This window comes from Pimelobacter simplex (genome assembly GCF_900114845.1).
GTDB classification, from domain to species: Bacteria; Actinomycetota; Actinomycetes; order Propionibacteriales; family Nocardioidaceae; genus Nocardioides; species Nocardioides simplex.
In genome coordinates this window covers 1-19,670 of sequence record NZ_FOUK01000008.1, presented here as the reverse complement: position 1 = coordinate 19,670, position 19,670 = coordinate 1, and the positions used below count along the sequence as shown (strand labels likewise).

Below are 19,670 nucleotides of genomic sequence, written 5' to 3'. Positions count from 1 at the left end.
CGGACCATCTTCACGCGCGCACGGCCCGGCTCCGGCCCGCCACGCCGGAGCGACCGACGACACAGCCACGGGCCGGCCCGTGATTCGAACCGGGCCGCCGCACGGCGTACGGTGGTGCGGCCATGACCGCGGACGTGCCCGAGAGCCCCAGCAGCCCGCAGCCCCGCTCCGCGCGCGCGAGCGGCGCGGACCACACCGCGGGCTTCGACGACTTCTACCGCGACTCGCGCGACCGGCTGCTGCTGCAGACCTTCGCCCTGACCGGCGACCTCGCCGCGGCCCGCAGCGCGGTCCGCGAGGCGTTCGTCGTCTCCTGGCACCACTGGCGCAAGACCGGGCGGCTCGACGACCCCGAGATGGCGGTGCGGCCCGACGCCTGGCGCAAGGCGCTGCGCCGCAGCTCCGCCCGGCCCTGGCACCGCAAGAAGGACATCGCCGCCGAGCACCGCGCGATCCTCGACGCCCTCGCCGCGCTCTCCGTCGACCAGCGCAAGGCGCTGCTGCTCACCCAGCTCGCCGCAGTCTCCATGGACGAGATGGCCCAGGAGATCGGGCTGCCCCTCGAGGCGGCCGAGCGCGAGCTCCAGCAGGGCGCCGCGGCGTTCGCGACCGAGCTGGCCATCCCGACCTCCGCGATCCCCCTCTCGCTCAGCTCGCTCGGTGCCGCGATCCGCTCGGTGACCTGGCCGCGGGTGACGATCATCCGCCGGGCCGGCGCCGCCCGGCGCCGCGCCCACACCGTCATCGGCGGGGCCGCGGCCGTGGTCGCGCTCGTCGCCGGCGGCGCGGTGGCCCACGACGCGACCGGCGACCGGCCCACGCTCGACCGGGCCGACGTCCCCGCCGCGACCTCGACCCCGCGCCCGCCCGGACCGGCCGTGACGACGCTGCCCGACACCGCGCTGCTGCCGGTCGACGTCGTCCAGGAGGCGCTCCCGGGCCGCGGCTGGCAGCAGGGCACCACCACCGACAACTCGTCGGGCAACGGCCTGGTCCTGCCCTGCCAGACGGAGCGGTACGCCGACCCGCAGGGCACCTCCGCCTGGGTCCGCACCTTCCGCAACAGCGCCAAGCCGCGCGCCGCGCGTAGCGTGGTCCAGCTCGCCGAGGCCTCCTCGGCCGAGCCGCGCGCGATCCGCACCTACCGCCGGGCGCTGCGCTGGTTCACCACCTGCCCGACGCCCGCCGAGAAGGACGCCGCGCCGCCGCGGGTCCAGCTCGTGTCCACCGCGACGCTGCCGGGCGTGGGCGACCAGTCCGCGCTCGTGGTGCTGCGCTCGCGCGCCGACGGGACGACGTACGTCGTGGGCGTGGCGCGGACCGGCCTCTACACGACCGTCACCTCGCTCAGCGCCAAGGTCGCCCCCGGTCAGCCCGGACGGGTCGGCGTCGCCCAGCTGCTCGCCACGGCCGTGGGCCGCATGTGCGCCAACGCCGACGGCGGCGCCTGCGCCCCCGACAAGCCCAAGGTCGTCGACCGCGCCCCCTACCGCACGGGCGACGTCCCCTGGATGCTCTCCGAGCTCGACCTCCCGCCGCTCACCCAGGACCCCGGCCCCTGGGTCGGCACGCCCGCCGCGAAGCTCACCGAGGACCGGATCGACTCCGGCGCCGTCGGGTGCGACACCGTCCACCTGTTCGGCAAGTTCCGCAACCAGCCGGTCAAGGACAACCAGTTCCGCACCTTCGTGCTGAGCGACGCCAAGCTGCCGCCCGAGGTCGGGCTCACCCAGACCGTCGGCACGCTGCCCACGGGCGCCGCGCGAGCGTTCGTGCAGCGCTTCCGCGAGCAGATGGCCGCCTGCCCCGACGTCGACGCCACCGCCGGCACCGAGGTCGAGCAGCTCGCCCAGGACGGCGACGCACTCTCGGCCTGGCACCTCAGCACCGCGCTGCCCGGCGACCGCACCGTCGAGTACGACGTCGCCGTGCTGCGCCGCGGCACCTCCGTGTCGGTCCTGGTCTACGTCGCCGCGCCCCGCGCCCGGATGGCGAATCCCGACTTCGTGGCGCTCGCCCGCCGCTCCGTGGAACGCTTGGCCGTCATGGGGACCCCCACCTCCTGATCCGCCCCACTGCGACCGGCCGCTCGGGTCGCTCGGTAAAACCTCCGGAACCCGTGCAACCGGGTCGCCGGCACGGGCGTATCACTCCCGACAGCCCCGCACGGGGGCCGCGACGGGGACCGGTGGTCCCGAAGGAGGTGCGACGTGGAGGCCAGCGACTTCGACGACTTCTACGCCGCGTCGTTCCGCCGGGTGACCGGTCAGGTCTACGCGATGATCGGCGACCTCGACGAGGCCACCGAGTGCACCCAGGAGGCCTTCGCCCGGGCCTGGGCACACCGCCGCAAGCTCGACAAGGCGGAGTACCCCGAGGCCTGGGTCCGCACCACGGCGTACCGCCTCGCGGTCAGCCGCTGGCGTCGCCGCAAGCGCGGTGAGCGCGCCCCGGACCGGGCCCTCCAGGACGTCCGCGCCGCGGCCGCCGTCGACGAGTCGCACGTCGCGCTCGTCGCGGCCCTCAAGCAGCTTCCGGAGGCGCAGCGCCAGGCGCTCGTCCTCCACCACATCGCCGACCTGCCCGTCCACCAGGTCGCGGCCGAGGTCGGCGTGCCCGAGGGGACCATCAAGGCCCGGCTCAGCCGGGGACGCACCGCGCTCGCCGCCCTGCTGGCCGACGAGTCCGGGCTCGCGGGAGGAGGAGTGACCCATGCCTGAGCAGCAGCACGACCCCATCGAGGAGCTCTCCCGGTTCGGCGCCGGGCTCAGCACCGGCCCTGGAGGTGGCGAGATGCCCCTGTCCGCAGCCGACGTCCGCCGCCGCGGCGACCGGATCCGGCGCCGCCGCACCGCGCTGGTGACGGGCGCCGCCGCGCTCGCGGTGGCCGCCGTGACCGTCCCGGTCCTCGCGCTCTCGCAGGGGGACGCGAAGCGCGACGACACGCTGGTCGCCAACGACCCCGCGCTGTCGGTGCGCGACCTGCTCGCCGACGCCGACACCGAGCTCCAGGTCGGCCGCACCGGCGCCTTCCGCACCAGCGAGACCACCCAGGGCGACGGCCAGGCGACGGTCCAGGTCTGCCAGCAGCAGAAGCTCGCGTCCCTCGGAGCCTCGAACAGCATCACCCGCCGGTACCGCTACGTCCCGGAGGTCGTCGCCGGCGAGACGCCGCCCGACGTGGTCGGCGACGGCCTGGTCGAGACGGTCGCCCAGTTCGCCAGCCCGGACTCGGCCCGGAGCGCCTACGACAGGTTCGGGGCGTGGCTGCGGGACTGCCCGAAGCCCGTCGCGGACGCGACCGACGCCCGGGTGATCCCCGCGCGGGCCGCCGACGTGCCCGACGGCAGCGAGGCCCACATCTACGACATCCAGTGGAAGGACGCCACGGGCGAGCCCACCATCGGCGAGGTCGGCCTGCTCCTCCAGGACGAGCGGATCGCGATCGTCGCCGTGACCGTGTACGGCGCGTCCGACTACAACTACCTTCCCGAGGACGGCGGCTCGCCGCTCGACCGGATGCTCCCCAAGGCCGCCGAGCGGCTCCGTCCGGGCGGCGCCGCGGCCCCGGCACCGGCCCCCTCGGCCACGGTCACCGATCCGGTGGACGCCCCCGCCGGCACCGAGCTCCCCGACGACCTCCCGCTGGCCGACGGCTGGCCCGAGATCGACGGCGACGGCTCGCTCGAGGGCCCGGCCCGCGACCAGGAGCCGTTCTCGTTCGCCCCCTGCGGCACCGACGTCCCCGACGCGCCCGAGCCGGCCGACCGGATCACGGCCCGCTGGCAGGAGCCGGAGGACTTCCGTGGGCGCCAGCTGTCGTCGTACACCTCGGCGGCGGAGGCGCGCCGGGCCGCCGACGCGATCGTGAACGCCTACCGGGCCTGCCCGGACGGCCCGCGCGACGACGCCGGCTACGTCAGCCACCACACGGTGGCCGACGGCGACCTCGGCGACGAGTCGTGGGTCCTCGGTCGCTCCTCGACCTTCGACGGCGCCCCGGCGCCCGGCCTCGACGTCACCTACGTCGTCCGGGTCGGCAACACCCTGCTGCTGATCACCGGGGCCGGCGAGGGCGGCGGGTCCGACCCCGCCGGCGACATCCTCACCACCGCCTCTGCCATGGCCGACGAGTCCACGGCGCTGTTGACCAGCCTGTGCCGGTTCGCCGGCAGCACCTGCGCCGGCTGAGCCGGCTCCTCCTCCGCTCCCACCCGAACCCTCGAAAGGGGTACTTCAGTGACCCGTCAGAACGCCCGTCTCCTCCTCGCCGTGAGCGCGCTCGCGGCCTCCGCCCTCCTCGCCGGCTGCGGGGACGACGTGACGCCGGCCGCCGCGGCCGACGACGCCCCGGCAGCGCCCGCGCTCACCACGGAGGCGCTCCTCACCGACGCCGACACCGTCTACAGCGACGGCGCCGACTGGTTCCGCACCGGCGCCGGCGAGGGCGACGGCCAGTCCGTCCTCAACCCGTGCGCGGAGCAGGCCCTGGCCGGCACCGGTGCCACCAGCGTCGTGCGTGGCGACTACGAGCTGCGCAACAGCGAGCCGGGCGCCCCCGGCGTCGAGGGCGACTCCCTGGTCCAGGTCGTCGCCCGGTACGACGACGAGGCCGCCGCCACGCAGGCCTGGTCCACCGTCAACGGCTGGCTCGAGGAGTGCGCGGCGCGGCCGGCCGAGCTGACCGACTACCGGGCGCTGCAGACCCGCAAGGTCGCCGTGCCGGGGGCTGACGCGGTGATCACCGACTCCCACCTCGGGCCGGTCGCCGAGGAGCTCGACCCGACGGGCGACGCGGCGTACATCATGGAGACGGGGGTGCTGCGCAAGGGCACGGAGCTGGTCGTGCTGACCTCGGTGATCGTGGGGCAGGACTACGACTTCGTCGGCCCGACGCCGATCGAGCAGATGCTGCCCCGGGCGGCCGCCCGGCTCTGAGCCGGCGGGACGACGAAGGCCCGCCACCCCGAGGGGTGGCGGGCCTTCGCGTTGCTCAGTGCGTCAGAGCGACTGCAGGATCTCCCGAGCCAGCGCGGCGGTCTCGGACGGCGTCTTGCCGACCTTGACGCCGACGGCCTCGAGCGCGTCCTTCTTCGCCTGGGCGGTGCCCGCGGAGCCCGACACGATGGCGCCGGCGTGGCCCATGGTCTTGCCCTCGGGGGCGGTGAAGCCCGCCACGTAGCCGACGACCGGCTTGGTGATGTTGGCCTTGATGTAGTCCGCGGCCCGCTCCTCGGCGTCGCCGCCGATCTCGCCGATCATCACGATCACCTTGGTCTCCGGGTCCTCCTCGAAGGCCTGGAGCGCGTCGATGTGCGTGGTGCCGACGATCGGGTCGCCGCCGATGCCGATGGCGGTCGAGAAGCCGAAGTCCCGCAGCTCGTACATCATCTGGTAGGTCAGCGTGCCCGACTTCGACACGAGACCGACCGGGCCCTTGCCCGCGATGGTGTGCGGCGTGATGCCCGCGAGCGACTCGCCCGGCGTGATGATGCCGGGGCAGTTCGGGCCGATCATCCGGGTGGACTTGCCCTGCAGGTACGACCAGACCTCGGCCGTGTCCTGGACCGGGACGCCCTCGGTGATGACCACGATGAGCGGCATCTCGGCGTCGATGGCCTCGATCGCGGCGTCCTTGGTGAACGCCGGCGGGACGAAGAGGACCGACACGTTGGCGCCGGTCTCCTTGATCGCCTCGGAGACCGTGCCGAAGACCGGGAGCTCGACGTCGGCGCCGGAGGCGTCCTTGTGCGAGACGGTCGTGCCGGCCTTGCGGGCGTTGACGCCACCGACGATCTGGGCGCCCGAGTCGAGCATCAGGGCGGTGTGCTTGGCACCCATGCCGCCGGTGATGCCCTGGACGATGATCTTGCTGTCCTTGTTGAGGTAGATGCTCATGTTCTCTGCTCCCCCGGCCTCAGGCGTTCGCCAGCTCGGCGGCCTTGTCGGCCGCGCCGTCCATGGTGTCGACCTGCGTCACGAGCGGGTGGTTCAGCTCGTTGAGGATCGCGCGACCCTGCTCGACGTTGTTGCCGTCGAGGCGGACGACGAGCGGCTTGGTGGCCTTGTCACCGAGGAGCTCGAGGGCACCCTTGATGCCGTTGGCGACCTCGTCGCACGCGGTGATGCCGCCGAAGACGTTCACGAAGACCGACTTGACCTGCTCGTCGTTCAGGATGACGTCGAGGCCGTTGGCCATGACCTGCGCGTTGGCGCCGCCACCGATGTCGAGGAAGTTGGCCGGCTTGACGCCGCCGTGGTTCTCGCCGGCGTACGCGACGACGTCGAGGGTGCTCATGACGAGACCCGCGCCGTTGCCGATGATGCCGACCTGGCCGTCGAGCTTGACGTAGTTGAGACCGAGGTCCTTGGCCTTCGCCTCGAGCGGGTCGGCCTCCTCGCGGATCTCGAACTCCTCGTGCTCGGGGTGACGGACCTCGGAGGCGTTCTCGTCGAGCGAGACCTTGCCGTCGAGCGCCTCGAGCTTGTCGCCGGCGAGGCGGGCGAGCGGGTTGACCTCGACGAGGGTCGCGTCCTCCTCGACGAAGACCTTGTAGAGGTCCTCGATCATCTTGACGGCCTGCTCGAAGACGGCCTCGGGGAACTTCGCCTCGGTGGCGATCTCCCGGGCCTTCGCCGCGTCGACGCCCTTGCCGGGGTCGATGCCGATCTTCTTGACGGCGTCGGGGTTGGTCTTGGCGACCTCCTCGATCTCCACACCGCCCTCGACCGACGCGATGCAGAGGTACTGCCGGTTGGACCGGTCCAGCAGGAACGAGAAGTAGTACTCCTCCTCCGGCGGGGTGGCCGGGGTGACCAGCACGCGGTTGACCGTCAGGCCCTTGATCTCCATGCCGAGGATGTTGGACGCGTGCTCGAAGGCCTCGTCCGCCGTCTTCGCGAGCTTCACGCCGCCGGCCTTGCCGCGGCCACCGGCCTTGACCTGCGCCTTGATGACGGTCACGCCGCCGATCTGCTCGGCCGCGGCCCGCGCCTCCTCGGCGGTCTCGACGACCGTCCCGAGGGTGGTCGCCACGCCGTGCTTCGCGAAGAGCTCCTTCGCTTGGTACTCCATCAGGTCCACTGATACGTCCTCACGTCTTGGTCAGAGGTTCGGTGCACGCAGCGGCACACCCCCGGGCACGATAGTCCTGACCCACGAGTAGGACGAGTCCGGGACGACCAAGGTGATGGGCGTCACGCGCCACTTCGGACGGTTTGCCCGTTCCCGGGTCCCTCCCCAGGTTCTCCCCGTACGATTTCGATCGCGTCCCGGCATCGGCTATCGTCGGCACGCATGTTTCACCCAGCCGTCACCCGGCGGCCACCTCGGTCGGCGCACTTCTCGGAAGCTTCGGTCGGCACCACAGGGTCGGAACGGCCTGCACGATCGTCCCCCAAGGAGTCAGCAGTCGATGGGTAACCACCGAGCGGATCACCGCGCCTCGCGCGCCGACTCGACCCCCGGCTCCGGCTCCCCCAGCGGTGCTGCCTATGCCGGCAAGCGGGTCGCACGTCGTCCGGAGACCGCGGTCGAGGCGCCCTCGGCGTACGTCGGCAAGCGCGTCGCCCGCCCCGCGGCCGGCCCGGCCGGCCCGGTCACCCCCACCCCCGTCGCCCCGGTCGAGCAGCTCCTGAACGCTCCCGAGCCGCTCATCGTCGAGGCGCCCCGCCTCGACCGGGCCCCCACCGTCGAGCTGCCCGCGCTGCGCGACATCGCCCTCACCGACCCCCTGACGGACTCCTCGGCCGGGCTGCGCGCCGTCCCGGCCGCCGGCAAGCGCCGCGCCGTCAAGCACGCCGGCTCCCGCGGACCTCTCTTCCGCGGCCTCCCCACCCTTCCCGTCGCCGTCGGCGTCGCGACCATCGCCGTCGCCGTCGGCGGCGTCGTCACCTCCGCCGACCCCCAGCTCGCCTCGGGCGGCGACCGGGTCGCCGCGGCCAACGCCATCTCCGGCTCCTTCGGCAACGGCACCGTCGGCACCCGCGGCGAGACCGTCAGCCGCGACTCCGACCGCGACGCCCTCGCCCAGTCCGCCGGCACCGACCTCGTCGCCGAGGCCGAGCGCTCCGCCGAGGAGCGCACCAGCGCCCTCGGCAACCTCGCCCAGGCCGCCGAGAAGGAAGCCGCCGAGATCGCCCTCAACCGCTGGGTGCTCCCGGTCGACCCCTCGGTCTACCGCCTCACCGCGCGCTACGGCGAGTACGGCCTCTGGTCCAGCTACCACACCGGCCTCGACTTCGCCGCCCCCACCGGCACCCCGATCCGCGCCGTCACCAACGGCGTCGTGACCTCGGCCAGCTTCGACGGCGCCTACGGCAACAAGACCGTCATCACCCTCGACGACGGCACCGAGCTCTGGTTCTGCCACCAGAGCGCCTTCGCCGTCTCCACCGGCGACAAGGTCCGCGCCGGCGAGCTCATCGGCTACGTCGGCGGCACCGGCCACGTCACCGGCCCGCACCTCCACCTCGAGGTCCGCCCCGGCGGCGGCGACCCGGTCGACCCGGACGCGGCGCTGCGTCAGCACGGCGTCACGCCCTGACCTGAGGCGGCTCCAGGCGCGCATCGCCAGCGCGGTGGCACGATGAGGCATGCCTTCAAGCAACGCGCCTGACGACGCCTATCTCACGCGACTCGACAAGGCGATCGACGACTACCGCATCCGGATCCGGGGCACGCTCGTCGCTGCTCCCCTCGTTGCTGGGGCGATGAGCGCACTCGCCTTCATGATGTCCCACCCGGGCATCACCGGTGAGCAGGGCGCCGACTCCCTCGGCGACGCCGTCAGCAAGTGGTACCGCTGGTCCCAGGGCTGGGCGCCCGCTGCCGAGGCCGGGACCGTGTCCCTGGGTCTGCTCACGGCTGCGCTCACCCTCTACGTCGCGACCACTCTCGTCGGCCTCGACCACGACCACACCAGTCCTGCCGGGGTCGCAGCCCGGTTGCTGCTCGACAACGTCACGCTCGCCGTCTGCCTGGCCGGCTCCGTCGCGTGCTGGCTGCTGTCCGCCGGCGCCGGTTGGACGCCTGCGCACGCGCTCGGCTCGGCTACGGCGGCTGCGACAGCGGTCGTCCTGACATTGCTGGCTGGCTGCGCTGAGACCCGCCAACTCGCTGCCGACCGGGAACGCTGGTCACTGGAGCGCGCCCAGACGAGATTGACCGAGCGGTTGGGCGCGCATGCAACTACGGGCGACGTCCCCTCCTGGGTCCGGACGTTTCCGTGGCGCTCCGCCGCTGCGCTCGCGCTCGTCGCCGCGCTCCCGGCGACGATCAGGATCGGGTTCAGCTTCCCGCACGATGCGGTGGGCGTCGTCGTCGCGGCTGCCCTGGTCGTCCTGATCTGGCTGGCCGTGGTGTGCGCGTCGTGGTCGTGGTGGTGCGACCTCCGCGCCGCGCAGGTCCGCTACCGTCGGCCCCTGCCGACCGAGGCCGGAGCCACGGGCGTGTTCGCGCTGATGCTGGTGGCCCTCGTTGCGGTCGGGACCGTGGACCTCGGTGATGAGTGGGGCGTCCTCAGCCTCGTCCTGCTCACACTCGCCATGGTCGCGCCCGTCGTCACCGACCTCGGCGCCGGACTACGCCGCCGAGGACTGCTGCGCCACCTGACCGCCGTCAGCACGTCGTTGGCGGAGCACCCCTCTGCGCTCGACGAACCCCCGCCGCAACACCTCGACCCCGTCCTGACCTGGAGCCTCGAGATCGGCCGCCTCCGCGTCCAGCGCTTCAGCCCTCCGGACGCCGGTGAGCCGACTGCTCGCCCCGCCCGCTAGCCCAGATCCGGGACCTGCACCCGCTCGGAGACGGCGTCCCAGGCCCCAGCCGCACGATCGCGCCGCGGAGTTTGAGCGCCGGGTGCTCGAGCTCATCAAGGGCTGAGCGCTACAGCTTCTCCACCGGCGCGTACCGCAGCAGCAGCCGCTTCACCCCGTCGGACCCGAAGTCGATCGACGCCACCGACTTCTCCGCCGCCCCTTCGACCGACACCACGGTGCCCAGCCCGAACGAGTCGTGGGTGACCTTGTCGCCCGGTGCGAGGACGGGGATCGCGCGCGACGGCTTCGACTTGGCGGCCGCGTCGGCACGGGCTGCGGCCGAGCTGAAGTTGCGGCGGCCCGCGGCGGTGGGGGCGCCGAGGCGCTGGCCGGCGTAGTCGCCGCCCTCGGAGCCGTACGACGGCCGCGACCACCGGGTCTGGTCGGCCTCGGTGCGGCGCCAGTCGACGAGGTCGATCGGCAGCTCGTTGAGGAACCGGGAGCCGGGGTTGTGGGCCGGGGCTCCCCACGCCGAGCGGACCACCGCGCGGGAGATGTAGAGGCGCTGGCGGGCCCGGGTGATGCCGACGTAGGCCAGGCGGCGCTCCTCCTCGAGCTCGGGCCGGTCGCCGAGCGCGCGGGAGTGGGGGAAGACGCCGTCCTCCATGCCGGTCAGGAAGACGACGGGGAACTCGAGGCCCTTGGCCGTGTGGAGGGTCATCAGGGTGACCACGCCCTGGTCCGGTGGGGCGTCCGGGTCGTCGTCGGGGGCGTCGGGGATCTGGTCGGAGTCGGCGACGAGGGCGACGCGCTCGAGGAAGTCGGCCAGGCCGGGCTCGACGGTGCCGGCGTCGACGTCGGCGGGGTCCGCGGAGGGACCGGCGACGGGGTCCTCGGCGAACTCGCGGGCGACGGCGACGAGCTCGCCGAGGTTCTCGACGCGGGTGGCGTCCTGGGGGTCGTCGGAGCCCTCGAGGCTGGCGAGGTAGCCGGAGCGGTCGAGCACCGTCTCGAGGATGACGTCGGGGCGCTCGCCCGCGGCGACCATCTGCTGCAGGTCCTGGACCAGGGCGACGAAGCCCTCGATGTTGGTCTGGCTGCGGGTGGCGAGACCGGGCGCCTCGGCGGCGCGCTGGAGGGCCTCCCAGAAGGTGATCCGCTCGCGCTCGGCGAACATCGTGATGGCGAGGACGGCGCGGTCGCCGATGCCGCGCTTGGGGGTGTTGAGGATGCGGCGCAGGGAGACCTGGTCGTCGGGGTTGACGAGCATCCGCAGGTAGGCGAGGGCGTCGCGGATCTCGCGGCGCTCGTAGAACCGGACGCCGCCGACGACCTTGTAGGGCTGGCCGGTGCGGATGAAGATCTCCTCGAACACCCGCGACTGCGCGTTGGTCCGGTAGAAGACCGCGACGTCCGAGGGCTTGAGCCCGTTGTCGGTCAGCTGGTCGATCTCGGTGGAGACGAAACGGGCCTCGTCGTGCTCGGTGTCGGCGACGTAGCCGACGATCTTCTCGCCGTCGCCCGCGTCGGACCACAGCCGCTTGGGCTTGCGGCTCTCGTTGCGCTCGATCACCGCGTTGGCGGCGGTCAGGATCGTCTGGGTGGAGCGGTAGTTCTGCTCCAGCATGATCGTCCGCGCGTCGGGGAAGTCCTTCTCGAAGTCCATGATGTTGCGGATGTCGGCGCCCCGGAACGCGTAGATCGACTGGTCCGCGTCGCCGACGACCATGAGCTCGGCGGGCGGCACCCGGTCGGCGGGCAGCCCGTCGAGAGTGGTCTCGTCGCGCTCCTCGAGCTGCTGGCCGCACAGCTGGTGGATGAGCGAGTACTGCGCGTGGTTGGTGTCCTGGTACTCGTCGACCAGGACGTGGCGGAACCGGCGCCGGTAGGTCTCGCGGATCTCCGGCTTGAGCTGGAACAGCCGCACCGTCTCCATGATCAGGTCGTCGAAGTCGAAGGCGTTGGCCTGGCGCAGCCGCGCCTGGTAGGCCTGGTACGCCTTCGCGTACGCCTCGTCGACGGAGTTGCGCACCTCGGCGGCGACCTCGGCCGGATCGCGCAGCTCGTTCTTGTGGTTGCTGATCCAGTGCAGGATCGGGCCCGGCTGAAACCGCCGCGGGTCGAGCTCGAGGTCGCTGCAGACCAGCTGGATGAGCCGCTTCTGGTCCTGGGCGTCGTAGATGGAGAAGTTCGACTTCACCCGCTCGTAGCCGAGGTGCTCGACCTCCTTGCGGAGGATCCGCACGCACGCCGAGTGGAACGTGCTCACCCACATCATCCGGGCGCGGTTGCCGACGAGCTCGGAGACCCGCTCCTTCATCTCCGCCGCGGCCTTGTTGGTGAAGGTGATCGCCAGGATCGAGCCCGGGTGGGCCTTGCGGACCGCGATCGTCCACGCGATCCGCCGGGTCAGCACCCGCGTCTTGCCGGAGCCCGCGCCGGCCACCACGAGGAGCGGGACGCCCTCGTGCTTGACGGCCTCGCGTTGGGGGTCGTTGAGCCCCTCGAGGAGCTGGTCTGCGGTGAGGGCCGGAGGCGTCGTAGTCATGCTCCGACCAGCCTACGGCGTCCCGCCGACGTCGTACGGCCCGGCTCGTCCGCCCGCCCGGCCCGGCCCCGTGCCCGCCGCGGCGGGGTAACACGCTGTCCACCGAGGTTCGCGCCGGATGTCGTTGCTTCCACGCCGTTGCAGCGGCGTGGAAGCAACGACAAGTGCCGCCTACTCCGGTGGACAGCGTGTTACCCGCCCACCGGGCGGCGCCTGCGCCGCCGCTGCGGAGGCGGAGGCGGATGCGCCACGAAGCATCCACACCCCGCGCTCTCCACAGCGCTCATCAACAGGCCCGGCGCACCCGTGCGGTCTCAACGCCGGCGGCCCGCACACTCGATGCCCGTGAACGCACAGACCATCGGGCACATGAGCGCCCAGTGGGGCCTGATCACGCGCCAGCAGGCGCTCTGCTCCGGGATGTCCCGGGACGAGATCGACCGGCTGGCCCGGTCCCGGCGGTGGACGGCGGTCAGGCGCGGCGTCTATGCGGAGTCGGCCTACGTCGCGCTCCTCACGAGCCATGCGCAACGACGACTGCTCGCCGACCGCGCTGCGAGCCTCCGGGTCGGCGCGGCCCACGTGCTGAGTCATCACTCCGCCGCCTACCTGCTGGGCCTCGGGGTGCTCCACGAGGCGCGGCCGTTCTCACACGTCACCCGCCCTGGCGTCGTCGGCTCGCACATCAGGCACGGCGTCAAGCACCACCTGGCGCCGTACCGCGCCGAGGACGTCACCACGGCGCAGGGGGTGTCCCTGCTCGGGCCAGCGCGGACGGCGCTCGACATCGCGCGCGAGCAGGGCTACCGCTCGGGACTCGTGGCGGCCGACTCGGCGCTGCGCGGAGGTGCCACCCGGGCCGACCTCGAGAGCGCCCTGGGGGTCATGACCTTCTGGCCGTACTCGACCGTCGCCCGCGCCGTCACCCGCTCGGCGTCGGCATCGAGCGACTCGATCGCCGAGACACTCGGACGAGACCTCGTGAGCGAGCTCGGGTTCGGCGTCCCCCAGCAGCAGTTCGGGCTGACCGCCGGGGGCCGCACGGCCTGGTGCGACCTCCGGCTGGGGCGCCACTTCTTCGAGGTCGACGGCAAGGCCAAGCTGGTCCCGGTGGGCGAGGGCGGTCTGGCATCGCGATCGCCCGCCGACGTCCTCTGGGACGAGAAGCTCCGCCAGGACTTCGTCACCGGCTTCAAGACCGGCGTGTCCCGGCTGACCTGGGCGGACTTCTTCGGCAGCGCCCGCACCCGCGCGATCGAGCGGTGCCGACGCGAGTACCTCGACACGTGCGCCCGCTTCGGGACGGACGTCTCGGACCTGGCGCAGTACCGTCCCCGCGGTCCTCGTCCTCGCCCTGGCGCGCGGCCCGCGCCCCTGATGCCGGTGTGGGTGCCGTGAGCGCCGGGCGGCGTCAGCTGTGGACGGGCGACCAGAGGACGGCGACGCAGACGTCGGCCACCGCGAGCACCAGGAGCCCGGCCCACAGGCCGTTGGGGATCTTCGCCTTGCGCATGTTGGCCATCACCAGCACGAGCAGGACCAGCCCGATCACGAGCTTGACCGCGATCTTCGCGTGGTTGACGGTGACCCCGTCGGTGCCCTCGAGCACGCCGACGAGCAGCAGGCCGGCGAGGAACGCCGTGCCGACGCCGTCGCGCATGACGCCGGTGACCTTCTTGTCACCCGGGCCGACCTGCGCCAGCAGCCCACCGATCAGCGCGGCGAAGCCGAGGATGTGGAGGATGAGCAGGATCAGGCGCAGGGTCTCCATGGCCGCACCCTATCCAGTACGGCGCCCCGCTCAGCGACCGGTCGCGGTGAAGTGCTGGTAGTCCTGCAGCGAGCTCCACGACCCGCCCCAGCTCCACCCGATCCGGGCGAACTCGCGCACCACCAGGTCGCCGGGGTGGATGATGCCGGGCTGGGTCCGGGTCCGGTCGAGGTACGCCGACGCGCGCTCGGGCAGCACGACGTCCCCCTTGTGGTACGGGTTGAGGAACGGGTTGACGTCGATCGCCAGGCCGTAGGCGTGCGCCGACCACGACGTCGCCCCGCGGGTCGCGCGGCAGACGAGGGCGGCGGTGTCGTTGCCGTCGCCGGTCGGGGGCGCGTCGAGGTCGGCGGTCGTCGGCAGCCGCATCTCCTCGATCGGGTAGCCGGCGGCGAAGAGCGCCCGGAACACCGAGACCACCGGGGCGGCCTGGTCCGCGGCCAGGACGAGCTCGCCGGTGTGCGCGGCACCGTCGAAGCCGCGGAAGCTGACGGTGACGTAGGCGAGGTCGGCCAGCCCGACCGGGCACGCGGGCGACCAGGTCTCCCCCATCCGCTGCCGGATCGCGGGCGTCACCGGGCCGATCGAGGAGTGGAAGCGCCCGTCGGCGGGTGGCGGCAGCAGGTCGCGGGTCGGGTAGCGCCGGGTCCGCAGCGCCTTCGGCGTCGGGAGGATCTCGCCGAAGCCCTGGGAGGTGCGGGGCAGCACGTGCACGCCGAGCTCCCACGTGGAGTACGACGGCGCGTGGCCGGCCGGCGCGGGCGGCGCCGTCGAGGTGGCGGACGGCACCGGCCGCGGGGCCGGCGCGGGCGCCGGCTCCGGACGGGTGCTCGGCGACGAGCAGCCGGCGAGGAGCGCGGCGACCAGCACCAGCGCCCCGCCGCGGATCACAGCAGCCGCCGGTCCGATGCCCACCGGGTCAGCTCGTGGCGCGAGGAGAGCTGCAGCTTGCGCAGCACCGAGGACATGTGGGTCTCGACGGTCTTGATCGAGATGAAGAGCTCCTTGGCGACCTCCTTGTAGGAGTAGCCGCGGGCGATGAGCCGCATCACCTCGCGCTCGCGCTCGGTGAGCCGGTCGAGGTCCTCGTCGACGCTGGCCAGGTCGGCGGAGAGCCCGGCGCCGGCGAAGGCGTCGAGAACGAAGCCGGCCAGGCGCGGCGAGAAGACCGCGTCGCCGTCGGAGACCCGGGCGATCGCGTCGACCAGCTCGGGACCGGTGATGGTCTTGGTGACGTAGCCGCGGGCGCCGCCGCGGATGGTGCCGATGACGTCCTCGGCGGCGTCGGAGACCGACAGCGCGAGGAAGCGGACCTCGGAGTCGTTGACCCGCCGGATCACCTCGACGCCGCCGCCGCCGGGCAGGTGCACGTCGAGCAGGACGACGTCCGGGCGGTGCGCGGTCACGGCGGCGACGGCCTCGTCGACGTCGGCGGCCTCGGCCACGACCTCGACCCGGCCGGCGCCGGTCGAGCCGAGCTCGGCGCTGACTCCGCGGCGGAACATGGCGTGGTCGTCGACGACCACCACGCGCACCGGCTCACTCATTGCTCTCCTTGGGGGTGTGGTCGAGGTGCAGCCGGACCTCGGTGCCCTCGCCGGGCGCGGAGCGGATCTCGGCCCGGCCGCCGTGGCGCTCCATGCGGTCGATGATGCTGCGCCGGACGCCGAGCCGGTCGTCCGGGGTCGTCGCCGGGTCGAAGCCGACGCCGCGGTCGCGCACGAAGACGTCGATCCCGGCGGCCGTGATCTCGGCGTAGACGTCGACCCGGGCGACGTTGGCGTGCTTGGCGGCGTTGGTGGTCGCCTCGCGGGCGGCCTGGACGATGGGGCGGGCGTGCTCGCTGAAGTCGCAGTCGCCGACGGCGACCACGTCGACCGTGATGCCGTAGGCGTCCTCGATCTCGGCGGCCGCGGCGCGCAGCGCGCTCGCGACGCTGGTCTCGTCGATGGACTCCCCCGCGTAGAGCCAGGCACGCAGGTCGCGCTCCTGGGCGCGGGCCAGGCGGGCGGCGTCGGCGGGGTTCTTCTGGATCAGGGCGAGCGTCTGCAGCACCGAGTCGTGCAGGTGGGCGGCGACGTCGGCGCGCTCCTGGGTGCGGACCCGCTCCTCGCGCTCGGTGCTGAGGTCGGTCATCAGGCGGTAGACGAACGGGCCGAGCACGATGAACAGGCCGCCGATGCCGAGCAGGATCGCGAGGGTGGCGTCGCGGGCCACGGCGAGCGAGCCGTCGCGGAGCAGGAAGAGGGCGAGCGCGACGACGACCAGGCCGGCGCCCGCCGCGATCCGGGCCCAGGCGGCCCAGCCGCCGCCTCCGACGACCAGGCGGACCGGGTCGACCCGGCCGGTCGCGTCGAGCCAGCGCTCGCGCTGGGCCTCGTCGGCCTGGCGCCAGAGCAGGGCGACACCGACGACGGCGATCGCGAGCGGCCAGATCCACCAGCCGGTGCCGAGCACGGTGCCGGTCGCGAACACCACGCCGATGCCGAGGACGGCGAGCGTGACGATCGGCCCGACGTCGGCGAGCCGCCGGCCCCGGCGACCGGGACGGCGACCGTCGCGGGCCGCGCTCGCGAGTCCGGGCGCGAGCACCTCGGGGGGCGGCCCGGCGGGCATCAGCACCCACAGCGCGGCGTACACCATGACGCCGGAGCCGCCCATGAACGTGGCGACCACGAAGGCGGCGCGGACGAGGAGCACCGAGACGCCCAGGTGCGCGGCCAGCCCCGCGGCGACGCCGCCGATCATCGGCTCGCGCAGGTCGCGCCAGGCGCGCCGCACGTCGCGCGCCGGGGCGGGTGCCGCCGACGGCACCGGCGCCGGGGGCACGGGCATGCTCGCAGTGCTGCTCATGATGACTCCATCGTCACACAGCGGGCGGCACGCCAGCAGGGGGAAGGACCCTGATCCGACCCTGACCCGGCCCCCGGGGTGAGGGTCGAGGATCAGGGCGGTCCCCGATGGTGCGGACCGTCTCGATCGACCAGGCTGGAGCCCATGAACGCACCGACCGACACCGAGCCCGGGCCCACCGGCCCGCACGGCCCGCACGGCGAGCCCCGCGAACCGCGTGAACCGCGCGAGCCCGGCGACACCGGCCCGCGCGTCACCCGCGACGAGGTCCGGGACCTGGCCCGGCTGCGCCGCAGCCGCGACGACCGCAAGGTGGCCGGCGTGGCGGCGGGCGTGGCCCGGCACCTCGACATCGACCCGCTGCTGGTGCGGGTGGCGTTCGTGGTCCTCACGTTCTTCGGTGGCGGCGGGCTCATCTTGTACGCCGTCGGCTGGCTCCTGGTCCCCGAGGAGGGCACCGAGGAGACGGTGATCCGCCTCGACGAGGGCGTCCGCACCGCGGCTCTCGTGGTGGCCGGCGTGGTCGCGGTCGCCGCCGTCATCGGCGACACCGTCGGCGGGCCCGGCTTCCCCTGGCCGCTGATGGCGGCCGGCCTGGTGCTGATCGTGGTGCTCGGCGGCAAGAACGCGGCCCGGTCCGGGCGCACCCACCCGTGGCTGCGCGGCGGTCCGGCGGTGCCGCCTCCCCCGCCGCCCCCGGGCACGGCGACCTACTCGTCGTACCGGCCCACGCCCCCGCCGCCGCCCCGGCGCCCGGCGAACCCCCGCAAGCGCGGACCGCTGCTCTTCCCCTTCACGTTCGCGCTCACCGCGCTCGCGCTCGGTGCGATCGCCACCGCCGACCTGGCGGGCGCCGACGTGCTGCCGTCGGTCTACCCGGCGACCGTGCTCGGCATCGCCGGCCTGATGCTCCTCGTCGGCGCCTTCTACGGCCGGGCGGGCGGGCTGATCGTGATCGGCCTCGTCGCAGCCGTGGCCACCGCGGCCACCGCGACCGTCGACCGGCTCGAGATGGGCCGGACCGCTCCCACGCCCACCACGTCGTCGCAGCTGAAGTCGTCGTACGACCTGGGGGTCGGCGAGATCGTCATCGACCTCCGCAGGATCGGCGACCTCGAGAACCTGAACGGGAAGACCCTCGACCTCGACCTCGACATCGGGCACATCGAGGTGATCGTGCCCGAGGAGGGCCTCACCGTAGAGGCGAAGGGCGACGTCGACGCCGGCGAGGTGCTGATGTTCGGCAAGAGCGAGGGCAGCAAGGCCCGCGGCAGCCACGAGGCCGGCCCCGACGCCCCCACCCTGACCGTGGACGCCCAGCTCAAGCTGGGCCAGATCGAGTTCCGGAGCGCAGCATGAGCACCTACGACGAGCACCCGGCCGACCCCGAGACGACCACCGAGCTCCCCCGGCCGGCGCCCGCCCCGCGCCGCTCGGGCTGGCACCCGGTGAACACCGGCCACCTGGTCATGGGCGTCGCCTTCGCCGGCCTCACGGTCGTCTGGGCGCTGGTCGCCAGCGAGACGGTGAAGATCACCGAGGCCGGCTGGATCCTGTCGCTGCCCTGGCTCGCCGCCGGGGCGGCCGGCCTGGTGGCCACGGTCCTGCGCGGGCGCCGCCACCCGGACCACCCGGACGACCAGCCCTACGACAACGGCTACGACCACCACGGCTACGGGACCCGGGTCCAGGGCTGGCACTAGTGCGACCGGGCAGGATGGCGCCATGAGCGCCGCCCTCCCCGACCTCCCCCAGCTCGCCGGCCTGACCTCGCTGCCCGCGCTGGAGCACCTCGACCTCGTCGCGGCCCCCGTCGCCGCCGCCCTCGCCGCCTGGCCGGGGGCGGCGGCGATCGCCGTGGTCGAGATCGACCCGGAGCTCGCCGACACCGCCGCGATGAGCGCCGCCTACGACCTCCCGATGGAGGCCGGCGCCAACTGCGTCCTCGTCGCCGGCAAGCGCGAGGGCGAGGAGCGCGTCGCCGCCTGCCTGGTCCGCGCCGACACCCGGGCCGACGTCAACCACACGGTCAAGCGGCTCCTCGACGTCCGCAAGCCGTCGTTCCTGCCGCTGGAGCGGGCGGTGGCCGAGTCCGGCATGGAGTACGGCGGCATCACGCCCGTGGGCCTGCCCGCGGCCTGGCGGCTGCTGGTCGACGCGCGGGTCCCCGAGATGGAGCTCGCCGTGATCGGCTCGGGCCTGCGCCGGTCCAAGCTCCTCGTGCCCGGGAGCCTGTTCGCACAGGCTCCCGGTGCCGAGGTGGTGGCGGGCCTGGCCGGCTAGACGCCGGCCGGACGCCGGTCAGACGCCGGTGACTCGGATGCCCGAGTGGGTCTTGTACTTGCGGTTGATCGAGATGAGGACCGCGGTGAAGGGCTCGAGGACGCGGGCGAGGCGGAGCTTGCCGCCGTCGATGCCGGGGCGTCCGGTGACCGAGGCGGCGAGGTCGATGGCGACCTGCTTGCCCTCGAGGGAGTCGCCGACCACGATGACGTCCTCGTCGAGGAAGTCGTCCTCGCCCCACAGGGCGGGGGCGGCGACGTTGTGGAAGGCGCCGACCACGGTGGCCTCGGGGGCGATCTCGGCGGCGGACTCGGCGGCGGAGCCCTCGCCGCCGTTGATGACGCGGCCGTGGGCGCCGCGCTTGTCGAAGGCCAGGGGGTTGACGCAGGAGATGACGGTCTTCCCGGCCAATGCCGAGGCCAACGACGCGACGAGCTCGTCGTGGCCGTCGTAGGG

Annotated in this window: 18 protein-coding genes; 10 read left to right on the top strand and 8 right to left on the bottom strand. The window is 73.5% G+C overall.

Going from position 1 to position 19,670, the window contains the following annotated elements; all coding sequences use genetic code 11:
- Positions 1 to 122: 122 nt before the first annotated feature.
- The 4 genes from BM223_RS26240 to BM223_RS26225 all read left to right on the top strand — a co-directional run bounded on the left by BM223_RS26240 (position 123) and on the right by BM223_RS26225 (position 4,938).
- Positions 123 to 2,066 (top strand): sigma factor-like helix-turn-helix DNA-binding protein, encoded by a 1,944-nt coding sequence (locus tag BM223_RS26240; protein ID WP_052138326.1) that lies wholly within the window; start codon positions 123 to 125, stop codon positions 2,064 to 2,066.
- 144 nt (positions 2,067 to 2,210) lie between these two features.
- Positions 2,211 to 2,720: an RNA polymerase sigma factor gene (locus tag BM223_RS26235; RefSeq protein WP_038677412.1), complete on the top strand. Its 510-nt coding sequence runs from the start codon at positions 2,211 to 2,213 to the stop codon at positions 2,718 to 2,720.
- The gene (locus BM223_RS26230) at positions 2,713 to 4,191 is read left to right on the top strand and encodes a hypothetical protein (RefSeq protein ID WP_038677410.1); all 1,479 of its coding nucleotides are present in this window, start codon (positions 2,713 to 2,715) and stop codon (positions 4,189 to 4,191) included. The genes BM223_RS26235 and BM223_RS26230 overlap by 8 nt, the downstream gene beginning before the upstream one ends.
- Positions 4,192 to 4,239: 48 nt before the next feature.
- Positions 4,240 to 4,938, top strand: coding sequence for a hypothetical protein (locus BM223_RS26225; RefSeq protein ID WP_038677408.1), 699 nt, complete (start codon positions 4,240 to 4,242; stop codon positions 4,936 to 4,938).
- Between the two features lie 63 nt (positions 4,939 to 5,001).
- On the opposite strand, the gene sucD is transcribed toward BM223_RS26225, so the two are convergent.
- Both sucD and sucC read right to left on the bottom strand, forming a co-directional pair.
- Positions 5,002 to 5,898 carry a succinate--CoA ligase subunit alpha gene (gene sucD, locus BM223_RS26220; RefSeq protein ID WP_038677406.1) on the bottom strand — a complete coding sequence of 299 codons (897 nt, stop codon included), beginning with the start codon at positions 5,896 to 5,898 and terminating at the stop codon, positions 5,002 to 5,004.
- A 19-nt stretch (positions 5,899 to 5,917) separates the two neighbouring features.
- Positions 5,918 to 7,084, bottom strand: a complete 1,167-nt coding sequence (gene sucC / locus BM223_RS26215; protein WP_038677404.1) for an ADP-forming succinate--CoA ligase subunit beta — start codon at positions 7,082 to 7,084, stop codon at positions 5,918 to 5,920.
- Between the two features lie 331 nt (positions 7,085 to 7,415).
- Here sucC and BM223_RS29400 point away from each other — a divergent pair, with 331 nt between their 5' ends.
- The gene (locus BM223_RS29400) at positions 7,416 to 8,546 is read left to right on the top strand and encodes a M23 family metallopeptidase (protein ID WP_052138325.1); all 1,131 of its coding nucleotides are present in this window, start codon (positions 7,416 to 7,418) and stop codon (positions 8,544 to 8,546) included.
- 49 nt (positions 8,547 to 8,595) lie between these two features.
- Positions 8,596 to 9,777 carry a hypothetical protein gene (locus tag BM223_RS26205; RefSeq protein WP_038677402.1) on the top strand — a complete coding sequence of 394 codons (1,182 nt, stop codon included), beginning with the start codon at positions 8,596 to 8,598 and terminating at the stop codon, positions 9,775 to 9,777.
- A gap of 109 nt (positions 9,778 to 9,886) precedes the next feature.
- On the opposite strand, the gene pcrA is transcribed toward BM223_RS26205, so the two are convergent.
- The gene (gene pcrA, locus BM223_RS26200) at positions 9,887 to 12,307 is read right to left on the bottom strand and encodes a DNA helicase PcrA (RefSeq protein ID WP_052138324.1); all 2,421 of its coding nucleotides are present in this window, start codon (positions 12,305 to 12,307) and stop codon (positions 9,887 to 9,889) included.
- A 345-nt stretch (positions 12,308 to 12,652) separates the two neighbouring features.
- On the opposite strand from pcrA, the gene BM223_RS26195 reads away from it, so the two are divergent.
- Positions 12,653 to 13,705 carry a type IV toxin-antitoxin system AbiEi family antitoxin domain-containing protein gene (locus BM223_RS26195; protein WP_141267447.1) on the top strand — a complete coding sequence of 351 codons (1,053 nt, stop codon included), beginning with the start codon at positions 12,653 to 12,655 and terminating at the stop codon, positions 13,703 to 13,705.
- Between the two features lie 13 nt (positions 13,706 to 13,718).
- On the opposite strand, the gene BM223_RS26190 is transcribed toward BM223_RS26195, so the two are convergent.
- The 4 genes from BM223_RS26190 to BM223_RS26175 are packed head-to-tail and all read right to left on the bottom strand — an operon-like array spanning position 13,719 to position 16,931.
- A complete protein-coding gene (locus BM223_RS26190; RefSeq protein ID WP_038677398.1) occupies positions 13,719 to 14,078 on the bottom strand; it encodes a hypothetical protein in 360 nt (119 codons plus the stop codon).
- Positions 14,079 to 14,108: 30 nt separating this feature from the next.
- Positions 14,109 to 14,993, bottom strand: a complete 885-nt coding sequence (locus BM223_RS26185; protein ID WP_200887078.1) for a M15 family metallopeptidase — start codon at positions 14,991 to 14,993, stop codon at positions 14,109 to 14,111.
- Positions 14,966 to 15,625: a LuxR C-terminal-related transcriptional regulator gene (locus BM223_RS26180; RefSeq protein ID WP_075018775.1), complete on the bottom strand. Its 660-nt coding sequence runs from the start codon at positions 15,623 to 15,625 to the stop codon at positions 14,966 to 14,968. The genes BM223_RS26185 and BM223_RS26180 overlap by 28 nt, the downstream gene beginning before the upstream one ends.
- Complete coding sequence (locus BM223_RS26175) at positions 15,618 to 16,931, bottom strand: ATP-binding protein (RefSeq protein WP_038677394.1); 1,314 nt, start codon at positions 16,929 to 16,931, stop codon at positions 15,618 to 15,620. Before BM223_RS26175 ends, BM223_RS26180 begins: the two co-directional genes overlap by 8 nt.
- A 144-nt stretch (positions 16,932 to 17,075) precedes the next feature.
- Here BM223_RS26175 and BM223_RS30160 point away from each other — a divergent pair, with 144 nt between their 5' ends.
- The 3 genes from BM223_RS30160 to BM223_RS26160 are packed head-to-tail and all read left to right on the top strand — an operon-like array spanning position 17,076 to position 19,214.
- Positions 17,076 to 18,290: a PspC domain-containing protein gene (locus BM223_RS30160; RefSeq protein ID WP_038677393.1), complete on the top strand. Its 1,215-nt coding sequence runs from the start codon at positions 17,076 to 17,078 to the stop codon at positions 18,288 to 18,290.
- Entirely contained in the window at positions 18,287 to 18,634 is a 348-nt protein-coding gene (locus BM223_RS26165) for a hypothetical protein (protein ID WP_038677391.1), read from the top strand. Before BM223_RS30160 ends, BM223_RS26165 begins: the two co-directional genes overlap by 4 nt.
- A gap of 22 nt (positions 18,635 to 18,656) precedes the next feature.
- Positions 18,657 to 19,214: a YbaK/EbsC family protein gene (locus BM223_RS26160; RefSeq protein WP_052138323.1), complete on the top strand. Its 558-nt coding sequence runs from the start codon at positions 18,657 to 18,659 to the stop codon at positions 19,212 to 19,214.
- 18 nt (positions 19,215 to 19,232) lie between these two features.
- Here the strand turns inward: BM223_RS26160 and BM223_RS26155 are convergent.
- On the bottom strand, positions 19,233 to 19,670 hold a 438-nt coding region (locus BM223_RS26155), incomplete at its 5' end, for a Rossmann-fold NAD(P)-binding domain-containing protein (protein WP_483407015.1).